19 protein-coding genes are annotated in these 16,693 nt (G+C 72.7%); 11 read left to right on the top strand and 8 right to left on the bottom strand.

Annotated features, from left to right (window positions below; all coding sequences use genetic code 11):
- Positions 1–167 precede the first annotated feature (167 nt).
- Complete coding sequence (locus ABTW95_RS33370) at positions 168–1,031, bottom strand: hypothetical protein (RefSeq protein ID WP_500228382.1); 864 nt, start codon at positions 1,029–1,031, stop codon at positions 168–170.
- Between the two features lie 262 nt (positions 1,032–1,293).
- Positions 1,294–2,067 carry a hypothetical protein gene (locus ABTW95_RS33365; protein WP_500228381.1) on the bottom strand — a complete coding sequence of 258 codons (774 nt, stop codon included), beginning with the start codon at positions 2,065–2,067 and terminating at the stop codon, positions 1,294–1,296.
- 350 nt (positions 2,068–2,417) lie between these two features.
- On the opposite strand from ABTW95_RS33365, the gene ABTW95_RS33360 reads away from it, so the two are divergent.
- Positions 2,418–2,900 carry a CarD family transcriptional regulator gene (locus ABTW95_RS33360; protein ID WP_089328581.1) on the top strand — a complete coding sequence of 161 codons (483 nt, stop codon included), beginning with the start codon at positions 2,418–2,420 and terminating at the stop codon, positions 2,898–2,900.
- A 22-nt stretch (positions 2,901–2,922) separates the two neighbouring features.
- On the top strand, positions 2,923–3,384 hold the full coding sequence (gene ispF / locus ABTW95_RS33355; protein WP_396451814.1) for a 2-C-methyl-D-erythritol 2,4-cyclodiphosphate synthase: 462 nt from the start codon (positions 2,923–2,925) through the stop codon (positions 3,382–3,384).
- A gap of 43 nt (positions 3,385–3,427) precedes the next feature.
- Here the strand turns inward: ispF and fahA are convergent, their stop codons facing one another.
- Genes fahA through ABTW95_RS33340 form a run of 3 tightly spaced genes read right to left on the bottom strand, consistent with a single transcriptional unit; the run spans position 3,428 to position 6,696 of the window.
- The gene (gene fahA, locus ABTW95_RS33350; protein ID WP_396451816.1) at positions 3,428–4,645 is read right to left on the bottom strand and encodes a fumarylacetoacetase; all 1,218 of its coding nucleotides are present in this window, start codon (positions 4,643–4,645) and stop codon (positions 3,428–3,430) included.
- Positions 4,642–5,421 carry a hypothetical protein gene (locus ABTW95_RS33345; protein ID WP_500228380.1) on the bottom strand — a complete coding sequence of 260 codons (780 nt, stop codon included), beginning with the start codon at positions 5,419–5,421 and terminating at the stop codon, positions 4,642–4,644. Before ABTW95_RS33345 ends, fahA begins: the two co-directional genes overlap by 4 nt.
- A 30-nt stretch (positions 5,422–5,451) precedes the next feature.
- Positions 5,452–6,696 (bottom strand): hypothetical protein, encoded by a 1,245-nt coding sequence (locus ABTW95_RS33340; RefSeq protein ID WP_500228379.1) that lies wholly within the window; start codon positions 6,694–6,696, stop codon positions 5,452–5,454.
- A 216-nt stretch (positions 6,697–6,912) separates the two neighbouring features.
- Here ABTW95_RS33340 and ABTW95_RS33335 point away from each other — a divergent pair, with 216 nt between their 5' ends.
- The 6 genes from ABTW95_RS33335 (at position 6,913) to ABTW95_RS33310 (ending at position 13,035) form a co-directional block, all read left to right on the top strand.
- Positions 6,913–7,662: a DUF6585 family protein gene (locus tag ABTW95_RS33335; RefSeq protein ID WP_500228378.1), complete on the top strand. Its 750-nt coding sequence runs from the start codon at positions 6,913–6,915 to the stop codon at positions 7,660–7,662.
- Positions 7,663–7,778: 116 nt separating this feature from the next.
- Positions 7,779–8,135 (top strand): YciI family protein, encoded by a 357-nt coding sequence (locus tag ABTW95_RS33330; RefSeq protein ID WP_500228383.1) that lies wholly within the window; start codon positions 7,779–7,781, stop codon positions 8,133–8,135.
- A complete protein-coding gene (locus tag ABTW95_RS33325; protein ID WP_500228377.1) occupies positions 8,132–9,418 on the top strand; it encodes an RNA polymerase sigma factor in 1,287 nt (428 codons plus the stop codon). The genes ABTW95_RS33330 and ABTW95_RS33325 overlap by 4 nt, the downstream gene beginning before the upstream one ends.
- Positions 9,419–9,508: 90 nt before the next feature.
- Positions 9,509–10,903, top strand: a complete 1,395-nt coding sequence (cysS, locus tag ABTW95_RS33320; RefSeq protein ID WP_500228376.1) for a cysteine--tRNA ligase — start codon at positions 9,509–9,511, stop codon at positions 10,901–10,903.
- Between the two features lie 183 nt (positions 10,904–11,086).
- The gene (gene rlmB, locus ABTW95_RS33315; protein WP_500228375.1) at positions 11,087–11,998 is read left to right on the top strand and encodes a 23S rRNA (guanosine(2251)-2'-O)-methyltransferase RlmB; all 912 of its coding nucleotides are present in this window, start codon (positions 11,087–11,089) and stop codon (positions 11,996–11,998) included.
- 101 nt (positions 11,999–12,099) lie between these two features.
- Positions 12,100–13,035, top strand: a complete 936-nt coding sequence (locus ABTW95_RS33310) for an EamA family transporter (protein ID WP_396451829.1) — start codon at positions 12,100–12,102, stop codon at positions 13,033–13,035.
- Positions 13,036–13,041: 6 nt separating this feature from the next.
- Here ABTW95_RS33310 and ABTW95_RS33305 read toward each other — a convergent pair whose 3' ends face one another.
- Genes ABTW95_RS33305 through ABTW95_RS33295 form a run of 3 tightly spaced genes read right to left on the bottom strand, consistent with a single transcriptional unit; the run spans position 13,042 to position 15,121 of the window.
- A complete protein-coding gene (locus ABTW95_RS33305) occupies positions 13,042–14,214 on the bottom strand; it encodes an RNA polymerase sigma factor (protein ID WP_500228374.1) in 1,173 nt (390 codons plus the stop codon).
- Positions 14,211–14,558, bottom strand: a complete 348-nt coding sequence (locus ABTW95_RS33300; RefSeq protein WP_396451834.1) for a YciI family protein — start codon at positions 14,556–14,558, stop codon at positions 14,211–14,213. The genes ABTW95_RS33305 and ABTW95_RS33300 overlap by 4 nt, the downstream gene beginning before the upstream one ends.
- Positions 14,555–15,121 carry a dihydrofolate reductase family protein gene (locus tag ABTW95_RS33295; RefSeq protein WP_396451835.1) on the bottom strand — a complete coding sequence of 189 codons (567 nt, stop codon included), beginning with the start codon at positions 15,119–15,121 and terminating at the stop codon, positions 14,555–14,557. The genes ABTW95_RS33300 and ABTW95_RS33295 overlap by 4 nt, the downstream gene beginning before the upstream one ends.
- 256 nt (positions 15,122–15,377) lie before the next feature.
- On the opposite strand from ABTW95_RS33295, the gene ABTW95_RS33290 reads away from it, so the two are divergent.
- The 3 genes from ABTW95_RS33290 (at position 15,378) to ABTW95_RS33280 (ending at position 16,673) form a co-directional block, all read left to right on the top strand.
- Positions 15,378–15,971, top strand: a complete 594-nt coding sequence (locus tag ABTW95_RS33290) for a hypothetical protein (RefSeq protein WP_500228373.1) — start codon at positions 15,378–15,380, stop codon at positions 15,969–15,971.
- Positions 15,972–16,122: 151 nt separating this feature from the next.
- Entirely contained in the window at positions 16,123–16,506 is a 384-nt protein-coding gene (locus ABTW95_RS33285) for a DUF6247 family protein (protein ID WP_500228372.1), read from the top strand.
- A gap of 41 nt (positions 16,507–16,547) precedes the next feature.
- The gene (locus ABTW95_RS33280; RefSeq protein ID WP_396454898.1) at positions 16,548–16,673 is read left to right on the top strand and encodes a hypothetical protein; all 126 of its coding nucleotides are present in this window, start codon (positions 16,548–16,550) and stop codon (positions 16,671–16,673) included.
- Positions 16,674–16,693 lie beyond the last annotated feature (20 nt).

The following is a 16,693-nucleotide window of genomic DNA, read 5'->3' as shown; positions in this document are numbered from 1 at the left end:
GCTCAGATCAACGGCTTGACGAACCGCCGGATGCGGGCCCGCATGTCCGGTGGTGTGAGAGGAGGGCCGGGCGACCCGGCCCTCCTACTCGATCGCGGATGCTCTGCGCGGGCTGGGTTGACGGGCTGGGGTGACGGGCGGGGTCGGCGGGCGGGGTCGGCGGCGGGTCAGTCGCCGCTCGCGCCGGGCGTCTCCGACGCGCCGGGGGTCGGCTCGCCGGACGCGCCGGGGCTCGGGCTGGTCGCCGGGCCGGTCGCGGCCCCCGGCGGCTGGGTGCCGGTCGCCTGCCCGACCGGGGTGGCCTGCGGGTAGGTGAGGTAGTCCTGCTGGTGCGGCACGATCGGCACCTGGAACTCCACGGCGCCCGCGTTCTCGAACTGCAGCCGCACGGGGACGGTCGAGCCCGGCTGCAGACCGCCGTCGGTGAGGCCGGTGAGCACGACGAGCGGCTGCTCGCCCGTGGTCGGGGTCTGCGGGGGGCTCTGCTCCGGCCCGGCCGTGTTCTGCGAGGTCGGCGTCGCGGACGTGTTCGGTGTTGCGCCGGTGCCGCCGGTGGTCGTCGGGCTGGCGGTGCCCGAGGGGCGTCCGCTCGGCGTCGCGGAGGGGCTCGCCGCGGGGGTCGCCGGCGGCTTGCCGAGCAGGCTGACCACGCCGCCCGCCCCGTCCGCCGCGGCGGGCGGCAGCGTGAGGGCGCCGCCCGCGATCTTCGCCCCGCCGAAGGCGGGCGAGCTGACCGACACCAGCCTGTCCTGCGCGCCCTCCACCTGGTTGATCATCACACCGTAGAGCGGCATGGCCTGGCCCGGCTTGATCTGCTCGGTGGGAGCGGGCCCGAGCAGGAACATGTTGCGCAGGCTGATCTTCAGTGCCTGCGGCTTGCCGTTGGGCACCGACACGTTGACGCCCTCGGTCAGGCGGGTCGGGTAGGCGGACTGTGGAGTCTCGCCGGCGCCGCAGCCGGAGATCACCGGCGCGATCGCGACGGCGCCCGCGACGGCGAGCACGACCACTCGACGGCTGTTTCGGATCACGGCGTCGGTCTCCTCGCGAAGTGTCATCAATAGATGTGACATCGGAAAGTTGTGAGAGCGGCGTGAGATACGCCAGGGGAAGCGTAGCGAGACCCTGCCGCGGACCCCGCTCCGGGGTCGCCGACACGCCAGCGCATGGCGGGAACAATGCTCGGAAACGCGCGGAACATGCACGGGAGATGCACCGGACGCCCACGGGAGACGCGCCGCGTCCGGCGCGCTCCGCCGCGCCTCGTCCCTTCCGGCCGCCTTTCCCGGACGATCAGCCGGTGCCGAGGGACTCGATCCGCCGGGTGAGGTCGGGCCCGGGCCGCGGCCCGTGGACGATCTCGCTGACGATGCCGTCCGGCTGCACGAACACGGCGGTGAGCCCGGCGCCGGCCGGGCCGGGCGCGGCCGGCCGGGGGGCGTAGGCGGTGGCGAGGACGCCGTCCCGGTCTTCGAGGAGGAGCGGTGTCCCGTCGTGGGCGGTGCCCGCGCACGCCCGCAGCTCCTTCACCGACGTCGCCTTCGCGCCGCCGGCGGGCCGCGGGTCGGCGACGAGCCAGAAGTTGAGCTTGTACTCCCGCGTCCTGCCCGCGAGCTCGGCCACCACCGTCTCGCACTCGTACGCGGGCGGGACGATGCCGATCACCCCGGGGCGCAGGTTCCGCAGCGGGACGGACGTGCTGCCGTCCGCGACGATGCCGACCTCCCGGTCCGGCAGCAGGCCGCCGATCTCGCCGGGGCCGGCGGACGGGCGGGGCGCGAGCTGCGCGCCGGTCGGGCGGGGCACCGGACGCGGGCCGAACGCCGTCATCAGCACGCCGCTGAGCAGCGCGACCAGCAGCGCGCCGGCGATGATCGGGATCGCGACGCCGAACCGGGTCACCGGGCGGACCAGGCGGCGGAGCCGGGCGCGGCGCCGCCGGCGCCGCTCCTCGCGGTGGTAGGCGGCCATGTCCCGCTCGAGCTCGCGGGCGTCGTCGGGGATGACCACGTCGACGGGCGGGAGCCCGTAGTCGTCGGGCTCCGGGTCGCCGCCGTCCGGCCTCACGCCGCACCTCCCCTCGCCGCTCGCGGTCCGCGGGCCGCCGTCCTATTCGGGGCCTTCCGGGCGCTTCGTACCCGCCGCGCCCGGCATGCTCACCTCCAGTATGGAACGCATCCGCGCGACTGGCGGGACGGATGCTTGTAACGGGGCTCCCCTTACCGGTAATGGCGTTCCGATGGGGTCACGGTGATCTGTCGGCTACGCTGAGTGTGGAGAACTGGACGCCGATGCACCATTAAAGGGCTTTGTCAATACCCCAATATGCGGTTTGACCTGGGCATTTGTCGGTAACGCCGGTTCAGCCACGCTCGTTTCCGTGCTACCCTGGTTCTAGCGGAAGGGGTACTTGTCACATGACTTTCCAGGTCGGCGACACCGTCGTCTACCCCCACCATGGGGCTGCTCGGATCGAGGCCATCGAGACTCGCACCATCAAGGGTGAGGACAGGACCTATCTGGTCCTGAAGGTTGACAAGGGCGACCTTACAGTGCGGGTCCCGGTCGAGAACGTCGAGGACGTGGGCGTCCGGGACGTCGTGGGCCAGGAGGGGCTCGAGAAGGTGTTCGAGGTGCTGCGCGCACCCTACACCGAAGAGCCCACCAACTGGTCGCGCCGGTACAAGGCGAACCTTGAGAAGCTCGCGTCCGGCGACGTCAACAAGGTCGCCGAGGTCGTCCGCGATCTGTGGCGGCGCGACAAGGAGCGCGGCCTGTCCGCCGGTGAGAAGCGGATGCTCGCCAAGGCGCGGCAGATCCTGGTCAGCGAGCTCGCGCTCGCCGAGAAGACCAACGAGGACAAGGCCGAGGCGCTGCTGGACGAGGTCCTGGCCAGCTGAGTTGACCGAACGGCTTCCACGGGTGGGCGTCGGAACCGACGTCCACCCGTTCTCGTCCACCCCGCGGCCGCTCAAGGTCGCGGGCCTCGAATGGCCCGGCGAAGGCCACGGCCTCGCCGGCCACTCCGACGGAGACGTCGCCGCGCACGCCGCCTGCGACGCCCTCCTGTCGGCGTGCGGCCTCGGCGACCTGGGCGCCGTCTTCGGCACCGACGACCCCCGCTGGTCCGGTGCCTCCGGCGTCGACCTCCTCCGGGAAGTGGCCCGCCGCGTCACCGAAGCGGGCTTCACCATCGGCAACGTGGCCGTCCAGATCATCGGCAACCGCCCCAAGATCGGCAAGCGGCGCGCGGAAGCCGAGAAGACCCTCACCGAGGCGCTGGGCGGCGCCCCGGTGACGATCTCGGCCACCACCACGGACGGCCTGGGCCTGACGGGCCGAGGCGAAGGTCTCGCTGCGATGGCCACCGCCCTCGTGATCTAGGGGCCTCGTGATCTGGGGGGCTCGTGGTCTCGGGCCTCGTCCTCTAGGGCTGGGCCGGGTGGACGGTGCCGGTCACCTCGCCGAAGGCGATGCGGGAGCCGGAGGCGCCCGGAGCCTGGGCGCGGATCGTGACCGTGTCGCCGTCCTCCAGGTAGGTGCGCTTCGTGCCGTCCGGCAGCTCCAGCGGCTCCTGGCCGTTCCAGCTGAGCTCCAGCATGCAGCCGCGCTGGCCGCGTTCCGGGCCCGAGACCGTCCCCGAGGCGAACAGGTCGCCGGTGCGGAGCGGGGCGCCGTTCACCGTGGCGTGCGCCAGCTGCTGCGGGGACGTCCAGTACATCGACGCGAACCGCGGACGGGCCGCCACCTGGCCGTTGATCAAGATCTCCAGGTGCAGGTCGAGCCCCCACGGCTCGTCGCAGCGCAGGTAGGGCAGCGGCGGGGGGTCCTGGACGGGCGGGGTCACGCGGGCCGGCTCCAGCGCGGCGACCGGCACCACCCACGGCGAGACCGACGTCGCGAACGACTTGCCGAGGAACGGCCCGAGCGGCAGCGACTCCCACGCCTGCAGGTCGCGCGCGCTCCAGTCGTTCACCAGCACGAACCCGAACACGTGGTCCCGGAACGCGCTCGTCGGCACGCCGCGCCCCGCCGACGAGGGCACGCCCGCGACGAACCCGACCTCGGCCTCGAAGTCCAGCCGGAGCGACGGCCCGTACGACGGATCCGGGTCGCCCGGCAGGCGGCGCTGGCCGGACGGCCGGATGACCGGCGTCCCCGACGGGTACACGGTGCCCGAACGGCCGTGGTACCCCACGGGCAGCCGCTTCCAGTTCGGCGGCAGCGGGTCGCCGTTCGGCCGGAAGATCCGCCCCGCGTTCACGGCGTGGTGCTCGGAGGAGTAGAAGTCGACGTAGTCGGCGACCTCGAACGGCCGCAGCAGCTCCACGTCCGCGACGGGGATCAGGTGCGGCTCGACCCGCTCCCGGTACGACTCGTCGGTGAGCAGCTCCGTCACCCGCTCCCGGTTCGCCTGCCAGGCGGGCCGTCCCGCGACCATGAAGGCGTTCAGCGACCCCGAGGCGAAGTAGTGGCGGTCCTCCACCAGCCCTGCGGCGGACATCGCCGCCAGATCGAGGACGCGGTCGCCGATGGCCACGCCGACACGCGGCAGCTCGCCGGGGCGCGCGAACACCCCGTACGGGAGGTTCTCGATGCCGAACCCGGCGTTCTCATCGACATCAACCCACGAAACGGTCGTCATGGAGACATATCTTTCCCCATGTCCGGCGTCCCGATCCGCCGCAGGGCGTCGAGATTGCGAACGTTGAGCGCTGCCAGGAGGCGGCGGGCGCCCCGGGCCTCGTCCTCGGAGAGGGCCCGGACGCCGGCGGCCAGGGGCTCGGCGTCGGCGCGTTCCAGCGTCCGGCGCACCTCGCGCTCACCGGCGGCGGCCTGCGCGGCGGCCAGCAGGACGTTCAAGAAGCCCGGCCCGGAGGGCGAGCGGACGGCGTGGCCCGCACCGTTCCAGCACGAGAACCGCAGACCGCGCTCGGCGCAGGCGCAGATGAACGCCGCCGACACGGCCGCGGTCGCGGCGCCGAGGGGCGCGCCGCGGTCGCGGGCCGCGGCGATGCGGTCCAGCGCGTCCCGCCAGCCGGGCGCCGGGCGCACCTCGATGCGCGCCGGGACGTCGGACGGCAACTGGGCGAGCGCCACGGCGGCGGCCCGCGCCTGGTCGGCGTCCTCCGGCACGGCGATCTCCACCGCGCACGGCCGGACGCGCGGCTCGGCGAGGGCGGCGTCCAGCGTCTTCGGCAGCTCGCCGACCCCGGTGTCGCCGACGAGGACGAGGTCGAGGAGGTCCTCCGGGACGAGATGCGTCCGCAGCTCGGCGAACCGGGACGCGGGGCAGCGCAGCCGCCCCGCCGCCGGGTTCCGGGCGGCCTCGCGGTAGGCGGGCAGCGCCCGGTCCAGCGGCGCGCGTTCCGGCGGGAAGAGCGCGGCGTCGTCGAAGAGCCGATCGAGTAAGGCGCTCATGCCCGGGTCAGTACCCCCGGACGCGTCCGGCTAGTCGGCGGGCGGGGTGGGGCCGCTGCGGAAGTTGCTCGACGGCGGCGGGTTCCAGTCCTTGGCCGGGCCGTCGCCGGCGTCGGGGTCCTCGGCGCGGTCGGCGGGCGGGGTGTCGTGGAGGTCCTCCTCCGCGCCCGGGACCACGATGTCGGGCCGCGTCGTGGACGCCACGGGGCGCTCCTCGGCGTCGTCCCGGTCGCGGCCGCGGACGAGTTCGACGTCCGTCGGGAGCAGCGCCGGGATCGGGTCGAGCGGCGGCCGCGGCTCCGGCAGCGCGTCCAGCGGCGGCGCCGGCTCGGACGACAGGCTCCCCCCGTACCCGGCGCCCTCGGGCTCCGCGCGCCCTCCCTGCCCGGCCGGCTCGTCCTCGCCGGGCCCGTGCGCGGGGCCGCTCGGCTCGTGTTCCGCCTCGTGTGAAGCGGGTTCGTATGAAGCCGGCTCGTGTGATGCGGGCTCGTGTGCGGCGGGCTCGTGTGCGGCCGGCTGGTACTGGACGGGCTCCGGGACGCCGCCCTCGTGCGCGCCCGGGTGCTCCGCGGCCGGGGCTGCCCGCCCTGCCTCCTGCTCTGCGACCGGCTCCTGCTCGGTGACCGGCTCGGGTTCGGCGGCGGGCTCCGGAGGGAACGGGATCAGCGGCTCCTCGTCGGCGGCGCCGGACGGCGGCTCTGCGGACGGCGGCTCGGCGGACGGCTGCGGCTCGGCGGGCGGCTCCAGCGCGAGCGGCGGCGGCCCGGCGGGCCCCAGCACCTTCACGTGCCCGCGCTGCCCCTCGACGGGAGCGGTCTCCGCGGCGGCGGGCCGGGCCACCCGGATCTGCTTGAACATCGTCAGCCACAGCCAGATCGCGATCACCAGCATCACCTCCGGCGCGACGGCCACGCCCGCGCGCACCGCGTCGTCCGGGAGGGAGCCGTACCCCCACACCGCGTGCTGGACGGAGGCCGCGGCGCCCCCGGCGGCGAGGAGGAGCAGCAGCGCCCAGCGGAGCAGCCGCGTCCACCAGCGGGCGTTGCGGGTGACGACCAGCGACAGGATCGTCATCGCGACGAGGATGTCGGCCATCGCCGGGTACAGCGGCGCCCAGCGGCGGCTCACCCGCCCGGCGAGGGCGAGCTCGCGGAGGACGTCGTAGGTGAGCACGTACGCGCCGGCGGCGAGCGCGGCGACGACGAGGCCGGCGAGCGCGGTGAGCACCCGCCGCTGCGCGCGGGTGAAGGTCGGCCGGGTCGGGTCAGATGGCATGGGGTCTCGTTCCGGGGGAGGGCGCCTTGAGGGTCCGCAGCCGAGATTAATCGGCCCGGACGGCGGCGAACCGCAACTTCTTAGTGATCACATTGTCGCTGCGCACGATAAAGGGGGAGACGTACGGTATGGACGACGACGTCCCGAGGGGAGGCTGCGATGCCCTACGGCTGGTTCGTGGACGGGACCCGAACCCGGACGGCCGGGTAGCGCGGCGTGGCGTCGCCTGATGACGGGGTCCACGACCGGCTGGGCGAGCCGGTCCGGACGTTCGACGGCCGGGCGGCGGGCCGCCGCACGTGGGCGTGGCTGTGCCTGCTCGGCCTGGCGTCGCTGGCGCTGATCCCGGCGGCCGTCGTCTACCTGCACGAAGGCGCGTGGTGGGTGGGCGTCCCCGCGCTGCTGCTCTCGATGGGGTACGCGGCCGCCGGCGGCTGGATCGCGGGACGCGACCGCCCCCGCCTCCGCAACCGGATCGCCCGCCTCTACACCAACGGGCTGTCGGTCACCGGGCCGGGCGGCGAGACCGGCTACACGTGGGACGAGCTGGAGTCGGTGACGGTCTCGGGGCGGCGCAGCGGCCCGCGGATCCGGTGGTGCTTCACGATCGTCGCGGACGACGGCGGCGTGCTGCGGCTCGAAGACGACATCCCGGACGTCCGGGCGCTCGGCGTGACCGTCGCGAAGGAGGTGACGGCCCGGATCGTCCCGCGGCGCCTGGCGGCGGTGCGGGCGCGGGAGCGGGTGCGCCTCGGCCCGTTCACCGTGGACCTGGACGGCGTCGAGAAGGACGGCGAGCGGCTGCCGTGGAAGGCCGTCCAGGACGTGGAGATCAGCAACGGCATGGTGACCGTGCGCGCGTACACCGGCCGGATGGACCTGGTGGCGGTCGCCTCCCAGATGCCGGACGCGCTGGCGTTCGCGGCGCTGTGCCGCCGGCTCAGTGATCCGGGCGGGCCCTTCTGAAAACTCTTCCGCGGGGCATGTAGAGAACCCGCCGCCGGCTCCGATCGTTCAGTGACGAACGGCCGACCGGGGCCGCTCGGGACGACACACGGGACGAGGAGCACACCGTGAAGTACATGCTGCTGATCTACAACCGCCCCGGCTTCGCGGAGGAGCTGACGGAGGCGGAGCGCGACGCGCTGTTCGCCGAGGTCGACGCGATCATGCGGGAGCTGCAGGAGTCGGGCGAGTGGGTCGGCGGGGAGGCGCTGGCCGACCCGTCCACCACCAAGAACGTGCTGGAGCGCGGCGGGCAGCCGGCGGTGACCGACGGGCCGTTCCTGGAGGCCAAGGAGCACTTCGCCGGCTTCCTCACCGTCGACTGCGAGTCGGAGGAGCGGGCGGTCGAGATCGCCAGGCGCTGGCCGGACGTCCGGTTCGGCGGGCGCATGGAGGTCCGGGCCGTCATGAGCGAGGGCGGGACGGAGATGTGACGGCGCCCCCGGCCGTCGAGGACCTGCTGCGCACCCTCGCGCCGCAGGTCCTCGGCACGCTCGTGCGGCGGCACGGCGCGTTCGACGCCTGCGAGGACGCCGTGCAGGAGGCGCTCCTCGCCGCCGCCGTGCAGTGGCCGGGGGACGGCGTCCCGGAGAACCCGCGCGGCTGGCTGCTGACCGTCGCGGCGCGGCGGCTCACCGACCAGTGGCGCAGTGAGCGGGCCCGCCGCGACCGCGAGGCCGCGGTGTCCGCGCGGGAACCCGCGGAGCCCGGCCCGGACGAGGACCGGCCGGGCGACCGGGACGACACCCTGACGCTGCTGTTCCTCTGCTGCCATCCGGCGCTGTCGCCGTCCTCGCAGGTCGCGCTGACGCTGCGGGCGGTCGGCGGGCTGACGACGGCGCAGATCGCGCGGGCGTTCCTGGTGCCGGAGGCGACGATGGCGCAGCGGGTCAGCCGCGCCAAGGCGAAGATCAGGGCGGCCGGGGCGCGGTTCGCGATGCCGCCGCCGGGGGAGCGGGGCGAGCGGCTGCGCGCCGTCCTGCACGTCCTGTACCTGATCTTCAACGAGGGGTACACCGCGTCCAGCGGGCCGGACCTGCAGCGCACCGACCTCACCGCGGAGGCGATCCGGCTCGCGCGGGCGCTGCACGGCCTGCTGCCGGACGACGGCGAGGTCGCGGGCCTGCTCGCGCTGATGCTGCTCACCGACGCCCGGCGGGCGGCGCGCACGGGGCCCGGCGGGCTGCTGATCCCGCTCACCGAGCAGGACAGGACGCTCTGGCGGCGGGACGCGATCGAGGAGGGCACGGCCCTCGTCACCGACGCGCTCACCTGGTCGCCGCCCGGCCCGTACCAGCTGCAGGCCGCGATCGCCGCCGTCCACGGGGAGGCGCACCGGCCCGAGGACACCGACTGGCGGCAGATCCTGGCGCTGTACCGGCTGCTGTCGCACCTGGCGCCGAACCCGGTGGTCACGCTCAACGAGGCGGTGGCGCTGGCGATGGTGCACGGGCCGTCCGCCGGGCTGGACCTGCTGCGGACGCTGGACGGCGACGACCGGGTCTCCGGGCACCACCGGCTCGCGGCCGTCCGCGCCCACCTGCTGGAGATGGCCGGTGAGACCGGTGCGGCGCGGGACGCGTACCGGGAGGCGGCGCGGCTCACGACCAGCATCCCCGAGCGCCGCTATCTCGAATCCCGCGCCTTCCGGCTCAACGGGAAAGACGGAGATGACGGAGAAGGCGGAGAAGACGGAGAAGACGACGGGGACGCTTGACGCGGTGTTCGGCGAGGTGCGACACGGCGGCGGGGGCCGCGCCGCGCAATGCGCGACGCGGCCGCTCGCCGATCCAATAACCTGAACCCTGTGAGTCTGCGCTTCTACGACACCGGCACCCGCAGCGTCCGCACGTTCGAGCCCCTCGAAGAAGGCCGCGTGGGGATGTACGTGTGCGGTGCGACCCCGCAGGCATCACCGCACATCGGGCACCTCCGCTCGGGCGTCATCTACGACGTGCTGCTGCGCTGGCTGCGCGCGTCCGGGTACGAGGTGACGTTCGCGCGCAACGTCACCGACATCGACGACAAGATCATCGCGGTGTCGGCGGAGCAGGGCGTCCCGTGGTTCGCGGTCGCCGAGGGCAACCAGCGCGTGTTCAACCAGGGCTACGACCTGCTCGGCTGCCTGCCGCCGACGGTCGAGCCGCGCGCCACCGGGCACGTCCCGGAGATGATCGTGCTGATCCGCCGGCTGATCGAGAAGGGCCACGCGTACGCCGCGGGCGGCGACGTGTACTTCGACGTGAAGTCGTGGGCCGACGAGTACGGCGCGCTGTCGAACCAGCGGCTGGAGAACATGCGGTCCGCAGGCGACACGCCCAATGAGGACGCCAAACGCGACCCGCGCGACTTCGCGCTCTGGAAGGGCGCCAAGCCGGGCGAGCCGTCCTGGGAGACGCCCTGGGGCCGCGGGCGTCCCGGCTGGCATCTCGAATGCTCGGCGATGGCGACGAAGTACCTCGGCCCCACGTTCGACATCCACGGAGGCGGGGTCGACCTCATCTTCCCGCACCACGAGAACGAGATCGCCCAGTCCCGCGCCGCCGGCGACGGGTTCGCGCGCTACTGGCTGCACAACGGCCTCCTCACCGTGGACGGCGAGAAGATGAGCAAGTCGGTCGGCAACGTGGTGCTGCTGCCCGATCTGCTCGGCAAGGCCCGCCCGGTGGAGGTGCGCTACTACCTCGCCTCGGCGCACTACCGGTCGCTCATGGACTACACCGGCGCCGCCCTGGCCGAGGCCGTCTCCGCCTACCAGCGGATCGAGGGCTTCGTGACGCGGGCTTCGGAGGTGGTGGGGGCCGTCCCCGCGTCGTCCGTGCCGTCCGCGTTCGCCGCCGCGATGGACGATGATCTGGGCGTCCCGCAGGCGCTGGCGGTGCTGCACGAGACCGTCCGGGAGGGCAACAGCGCGCTGGCGTCCGGCGACCATGACGCGGCGCGCGGCGCGCTCGCCGCGGTGCGGGCCATGGCGGACGTCCTCGGCATCGACCCGCTGTCGCCGCAGTGGAGGAAGGCGGGCGAGGAGGACCTCCGCCCCGTCGTGGACGCCCTGGTGGCGGTGGCGCTGGAGCAGCGGCAGGCCGCGCGGGCGCGCAAGGACTACGCGGCCGCCGACGCCATCCGCGACAGCCTGGCCGAGGCCGGGATCGTGGTCGAGGACACCCCGCACGGCCCCCGCTGGGAGCTGAAGCGCGGCTGACCGGCGCCGCGCGGAGTGCGCGACGCGTCCCGCGCGGCGGATAAAATCGGACGTTCGCGGGGGTTCGCCGACGTGCCGTCCCGCCGACAGAGTCTTAGCCGACAGAGTCTTAGCCGAGAGAGTCTTAGCCGCCCGGCAGCCGCGAGGGCGAGCACGCAATCGTCGCGAGGGGCGTAACGCACAATGGCCAAGCGCAAGGGCAAGGGACCGACCCCCAAGGCCGAGGACCGGCACTGGCACGGCAAGCGCCAGAAGGCCCGCGCCATCAAGAACGCCAAGCGCACCGGCACGCCGACGCTGGGGCCGGGCGGGCGCGCGAAGGCCGCGGCCGCCGCCCCCGGCGGGCGTCCCGCCGGCGCTCGGCGCGCGAACGGCGAGGTCCCCGAGCTGGTCACCGGCCGGAACCCGGTCGTCGAGGCGCTGCGCGCGGGCGTCCCGGGCACGGCGCTGTACGTGATGTCCAGCAACGACGAGCGGGTCCGGGAATCGATCCAGCTGGCCGCCGACCGCGGCGTCCCGCTGCTGGAGACCGGGAAGAACGAGCTCGACCGGCTGACCGGCGGCGCCGTCCACCAGGGCATCGCGCTGCAGGTCAAGCCGTACCGGTACGCGCACCCGGACGACCTGCTCAAGGGCGCCGCGCCGCTGGTCGTCGCGGTCGACGGGATCACCGACCCGCGCAACCTCGGCGCGATCGTCCGGTCCGCCGCCGCGTTCGGCGCGACCGGCGTCGTCGTGCCCGAGCGGCGCGCGGCCGGGATCACCGCGGGCGCCTGGAAGTCGTCCGCCGGGACGCTCGCGACCTGCCCCGTCGCGCAGGCGACGAACCTGGCGCGGCAGCTCAAGGCGTACCAGAAGGCGGGCTGCTTCGTCGCCGGGCTGGACGCGCGCGGCGGCGTGACCGTCGCCGACCTGGAGATCGCGTCCGGGCCGTTCGTGCTGGTCGTGGGCTCGGAGGGCAAGGGGCTCGGCCGGCTGGTCGCCGACACCTGCGACATGCTGGTCACGATCCCGATGCCGGGGAGGGCCGAGTCGCTCAACGCCGGGGTCGCCGCGGGCATCGCGCTGTACGAGGTCAGCCGCCTGCGCGCCTGACCGCCGCGGAAACTTTATCTCAACGGGAATAATCTCAACGTTCATAGGCTTAGCATTGATGTACCTGCCGTGCTCATGCCCACGCTGAGGTGATCTCCCTCATGACCTCCATCGCGGCACCGCGGACGCAGCCCGCCCGCCACGCGTCCGACCTCGCCCTGGCCGCCTTCGCACCCGCAAGCTGGGGCACCACCTACGTCGTCACCACCACCCTCCTTCCCGCCGACCGCCCGATGCTGGCCGCGACCCTGCGCGCGCTGCCCGCCGGGCTGGTGCTGCTCGCCGCCACCCGGCGCCTCCCGCGCGGCTCCTGGTGGTGGAAGTCCGCCGTCCTCGGCATGCTGAACTTCGGCGCCTTCTTCCCGCTGCTCTTCTTCGCCGCCTACCGGCTGCCGGGCGGGGTCGCCGCCACCGTCGGCTCCGTGCAGCCGCTGGTCGTGGCGCTGCTGTCGCTCGGCGTCCTGCGCGTCCGCCCGGCCCGCGCCGTCCTGTACTCGGCGCTCGCCGGCACCGGCGGCGTCGCGCTGCTGACGCTCACCTCCGACGCCCGCCTGGACCCGCTCGGCATCGCCGCCATGCTCACCGCGACGTCCCTCATGGCCGCCGCGATCGTCCTCGCGAAGAAGTGGGGACGTCCCGAATCGCCGCTGGTCATGACCGGGTGGCAGCTCACCGTCGGCGGCCTCGTCCTGCTGCCGCTGACGCTGCTGACCGAGGGCGTCCCGCCGTCCGTCACGGGCGAGAACGTGCTGGGCTTCGCCTACCTCGGCATCGTCGGCACCGCGATCGCGTACGCGCTGTGGTTCCGCGGCATCGACCGGCTCGCCCCGACGTCCGTCTCGCTGCTCGGCCTGACCAACCCGATGGTCGCGACCCTGGCGGGCCTGCTGGTCCTCGGGCAGACGCTCACGTTCTGGCAGCTCGTCGGATTCACCATCGCGCTCGGGGCCCTGGTCGCCGGCCAGTCGTTCAACCGGAAGCCCGCGCCGGCCCTGGAGGCCCCCGTGCCGCTCCCGCAGCCGGCCGGGCGGCTCTGAACATCTTCAGACGCGCAGACCCCTCCGGCGCCTCTTGAGAAAAGCAAGTTCAGCCGGGTTCTCCGTCAGTTCGATGGCCTCGGCGTAGGCGCCGGCGGCCTCCGCGTCCCGTCCCAGCCGGCGCAGCAGATCGGCGCGGATCGCATGGAACAGGTAGTACCGGCCGAGGTCGAGACCGTCCACGAGAGCAAGACCTGCCTCCGGACCCTCGACCTCCGCCACCGCCACCGCCCGGTTGAGCGCCGCGACAGGAGTGGGCGCGACGGCCATCAACTGGTCGTACAACTCCAGAATCTGATCCCACCGCGTATCCTCGGCCGTCGCCGCATCGCTGTGCACCGCGTTGATGGCGGCCTGGATCTGGTACGGCCCCGGCCGGTCGATCGCCAGGCACCGCCGGACGAGCGCCTGCCCTTCCTCCACGAGCCCGCGATCCCACAACCCGCGGTCCTGCTGAGACAGCAGAACAAGTTCGCCGCCTTTGATCCGGGCGGCCTTGCGCGACTCCACCAGGAGCATCAGTGCGAGAAGCCCCAGCACTTCGGGCTCGTCCGGCATGAGCTCCCGCAGGACGCGCCCCAGCCTGATCGCCTCGCCGCCCAGCTCCTCCCGCCCCGCATACCCTTCGTTGAACACGAGATAGATGACGGCCAGCACCCCGGACAGCCTTTCCGGAAGCTCCGCCTTCTCCGGCACCCGGTAGGGGATCCGCGCGTCCCGGATCTTCGCCTTCGCCCTGACGAGCCGCTGCGCCATCGTCTTCTCCGGCACGAGGAACGCCCGCGCGATCTCCACCGTGCTCAGCCCGCCCAGCAGCCGCAACGTCAGCGCCACCCGCGCCTGAAGCCCCAGCGCCGGATGGCAGCACGTGAACATGAGCCTCAGCCGGTCGTCCTCCACCCCGCCGTCCACGACCGGCTCACCCCCGCCGATCAGCACGGCCTCCGCCTGCTTCCCGTCCCGCAGCGCCTCCCGGCGCAGCCGGTCGATCGCCTTGTTCCGCGCCGTCGTGATGATCCACCCGGCCGGGCTCGGCGGCGTCCCGTCCGACGGCCACCGCCGGACCGCCTCCACGAACGCGTCCTGCACCGCCTCCTCGGCCACGTCGACGTCGCCGAAGACCCGGACCAGGACGGCCACCGCCCGCCCGTGCTCCTCCCGGAAGACCCGCTCGATCACACCTCGCCCACGAACGGCCGCACCTCGATCGGCAGCCCCGTCGCCTTGGTGAACCGCGCCGCGACCTTCAGCGCCGCGTCCAGATCCTCCACCTGGATGATCGTGATGCCGCCGATGTGCTCCTTGCCCTCCGTCCAGGGCCCGTCCGTCGCGACGCATTCGTCACCCCGCAGCCGCACCACGGTGCTCGCCTCGGGCCCGTGGAGCCCGCGCCCGAACACCCACGACTCCTCCAGCTCCAGATCCCGCCGGATCTCCCCGATCTCCGCCATGACCTTGTCCAGCACCTCCGGCGGCGGAGGATCGCCCACCGGCTGGATCATGTTGAGCGCATAGAGCTTCATGCCTCCTCCTTCTCATACCTCACGATCACTACCCCGGTCGTCGTCGTCACCGACTCCACCAGCCGCATGCCCGCCTCGACCCCGTCGAACAGCCGCCGTCCCGTCCCCAGCACCACCGGATGGACCATGAGCAGCCACTCATCGACGAGCCCCCGCCGCATGAGCTCCCGCGCCAGCACCCCGCTCCCCAGCACGGTGAGCCCGCCCTCGATCTTCTCGACGTCCTCCACATCACCGACGAGCACGGAGTTCATCCAGGGCAGCGGCTCCTGCAACGTCCGCGACACCACATACTTCGTGGTCCGGTTCAGCGCGTCGGTGTACGGGTTGCCGTCCGTCTGCTTCGGCCAGTACCCGTAGAACTGCTCGTACGTCCGCCGTCCGAGCAGCAGGCCCCCTTCCCCGCCCATCCCCTTCCCGAGCACGTCCCTCATGACCTGGTCGTTCCCCGCGAGGGCCCACCCCCCACGAGGGAAGCCGCCCCGCACGTCCTCATCGGCAGCGGCGGGGGCCTGCATGACCCCGTCCAACGACAGATGCTCCACAAGCACGACGTTCCCCACGGAAATCTCCCTCCTGTCACCCCCTACACGAACGAGCCACCCCCAAATCGACATAGGCTCCACCCGTGATCACCAAGCGGTCGGTGGCAGCTGTGCCCCTCACGCTCCTGTGCCTACAGCGCCGCCGGCACCCCGATCACCGTCTCAACCCAAGACACCGAGACCCAGGAAGCAAACCTGAACATAGACATCGCCGCGATGACCCAGCACAAGGTCACCGTCCGCTTCACCGAGGTGACCACCTGAAAGGAACGACATGGACGTGCGCGAGGACGACCTCGTACTGCGGCCGGACTTTCGCGTAGGTTCGGCCATCCTGGCAGCCATCGCCGTGGCGGCAGCGGCCATCGTCGCCGCAATCCTGATAGGCGACGCCCCGACGGTGTTCGCCCCGATCGTCGGCGGCGTCTTCGCCGTGCTCTTCCTCTTCGTACTCGGAAGCCTCCTGCGCGCCCGGATCGTCCTGACGCAGCACGAACTCGTCCTGCGAGGCCCGTTCTCCGCCCAGCACAAGCCACGCGCGCACATCGCCGAGGTAATCCGCGCAAGGATCACCGCTCCACGCGGAGCGACCAACGGGAACCTGTTCGTCCTGGACGAGAGCCGCAGCCTGGTCCTGAGAATCCCCGCCGACGCCTACCGCCGCGAGGACCTAGACCTCCTGGTGACCACGCTGGACGTCCCGTGCAGCGGCCCAAGCAGCCCGATCAACCCAAAGAAGTTCGCCGAGACCTACCCAGGCATCCTGACCAAGGTGGAACAACACCCCTACCGCCTGGCCCTAGCAACCGCCGCCATCATCGTGACAACCCTGCTAGCGGTACTCCTAGTCTCCCTAGCCGCAGCCTGACCACCACGAACCAACCCCCTCCCAAACCCAGACCACCGTCCACCAGTGGCGCCACCGCTTCGAACGCCCGGCTTGCGCCCTCTACTGGACGGCACACCCGTAGACTCATGATGAGGGCTGGCAAGGACACTCAGTGCTGAGGAGGGGCGTCATGACGGCTGAACCACTCAATCACGATCATGGCCCGCTCGATCCAGAAGGCATCCTCCGTCGCCTGCCCCATGAGGAGCGAGAGCGGTTCATCCGGGACTACCGCAGCGCCCTCGACGCCGCGCACGAACTCTGGCGCTACCGCCAACTCCAAGAGGTCCTCCGCCTCTGGCACATGCGGGCCACCGCGTACGCCCGCCCCGACTTCGCCGAGCGGGCACAGCAGGCACGCACAGGCGACCCGGCCGTCTTCACTGACGCCGCAGAAACAATCCCCGGGTGGCCTGAAAGTGCGGACGGCGCTCGTCGAATTACCGCGTCGAGCTGCACGCAACCGCACTCGCCCAGATCGGCGGCCTCCCTCCAGAGGCCTTCGACGCCCTAGTGACATCCCTCGCCGACGTTGCCGAACGTCCCTGGGACGCGATGGCTCTCTACAACGACGAGCCTGAATACCGCCAAGTCATCCTCGGCACCTACGGCCTGGCCTCCTTCTACGTCGACGATACAGCCGAGATCATCCGCGTCTTTGACGTCACCTGGACCGGCTGACACTCGTGACATCCATGGCG

This window comes from Spirillospora sp. NPDC127506 (assembly GCF_040302145.1).
Classification (GTDB): Bacteria; Actinomycetota; Actinomycetes; order Streptosporangiales; family Streptosporangiaceae; genus Spirillospora.
The sequence above is the reverse complement of the archived record's forward strand: the minus strand, read 5'-3'. Positions and strand labels throughout refer to the sequence as shown.

Excerpts from the sequence above, each read along its gene's own strand:
- ABTW95_RS33345 (WP_500228380.1), bottom strand. The coding sequence starts at position 5,421 with ATGAGCGCCTTACTCGATCGGCTCTTCGACGACGCCGCGCTCTTCCCG.
- ABTW95_RS33280 (WP_396454898.1), top strand. The coding sequence starts at position 16,548 with ATGGCTCTCTACAACGACGAGCCTGAATACCGCCAAGTCATCCTCGGC.
- ABTW95_RS33310 (WP_396451829.1), top strand. The coding sequence starts at position 12,100 with ATGACCTCCATCGCGGCACCGCGGACGCAGCCCGCCCGCCACGCGTCC.
- rlmB (WP_500228375.1), top strand. The coding sequence starts at position 11,087 with ATGGCCAAGCGCAAGGGCAAGGGACCGACCCCCAAGGCCGAGGACCGG.
- ABTW95_RS33360 (WP_089328581.1), top strand. The coding sequence starts at position 2,418 with ATGACTTTCCAGGTCGGCGACACCGTCGTCTACCCCCACCATGGGGCT.
- ABTW95_RS33290 (WP_500228373.1), top strand. The coding sequence starts at position 15,378 with ATGGACGTGCGCGAGGACGACCTCGTACTGCGGCCGGACTTTCGCGTA.
- ABTW95_RS33285 (WP_500228372.1), top strand. The coding sequence starts at position 16,123 with ATGACGGCTGAACCACTCAATCACGATCATGGCCCGCTCGATCCAGAA.
- fahA (WP_396451816.1), bottom strand. The coding sequence starts at position 4,645 with ATGACGACCGTTTCGTGGGTTGATGTCGATGAGAACGCCGGGTTCGGC.
- ABTW95_RS33300 (WP_396451834.1), bottom strand. The coding sequence starts at position 14,558 with ATGAAGCTCTATGCGCTCAACATGATCCAGCCGGTGGGCGATCCTCCG.
- ABTW95_RS33330 (WP_500228383.1), top strand. The coding sequence starts at position 7,779 with ATGCTGCTGATCTACAACCGCCCCGGCTTCGCGGAGGAGCTGACGGAG.
- ABTW95_RS33340 (WP_500228379.1), bottom strand. The coding sequence starts at position 6,696 with ATGCCATCTGACCCGACCCGGCCGACCTTCACCCGCGCGCAGCGGCGG.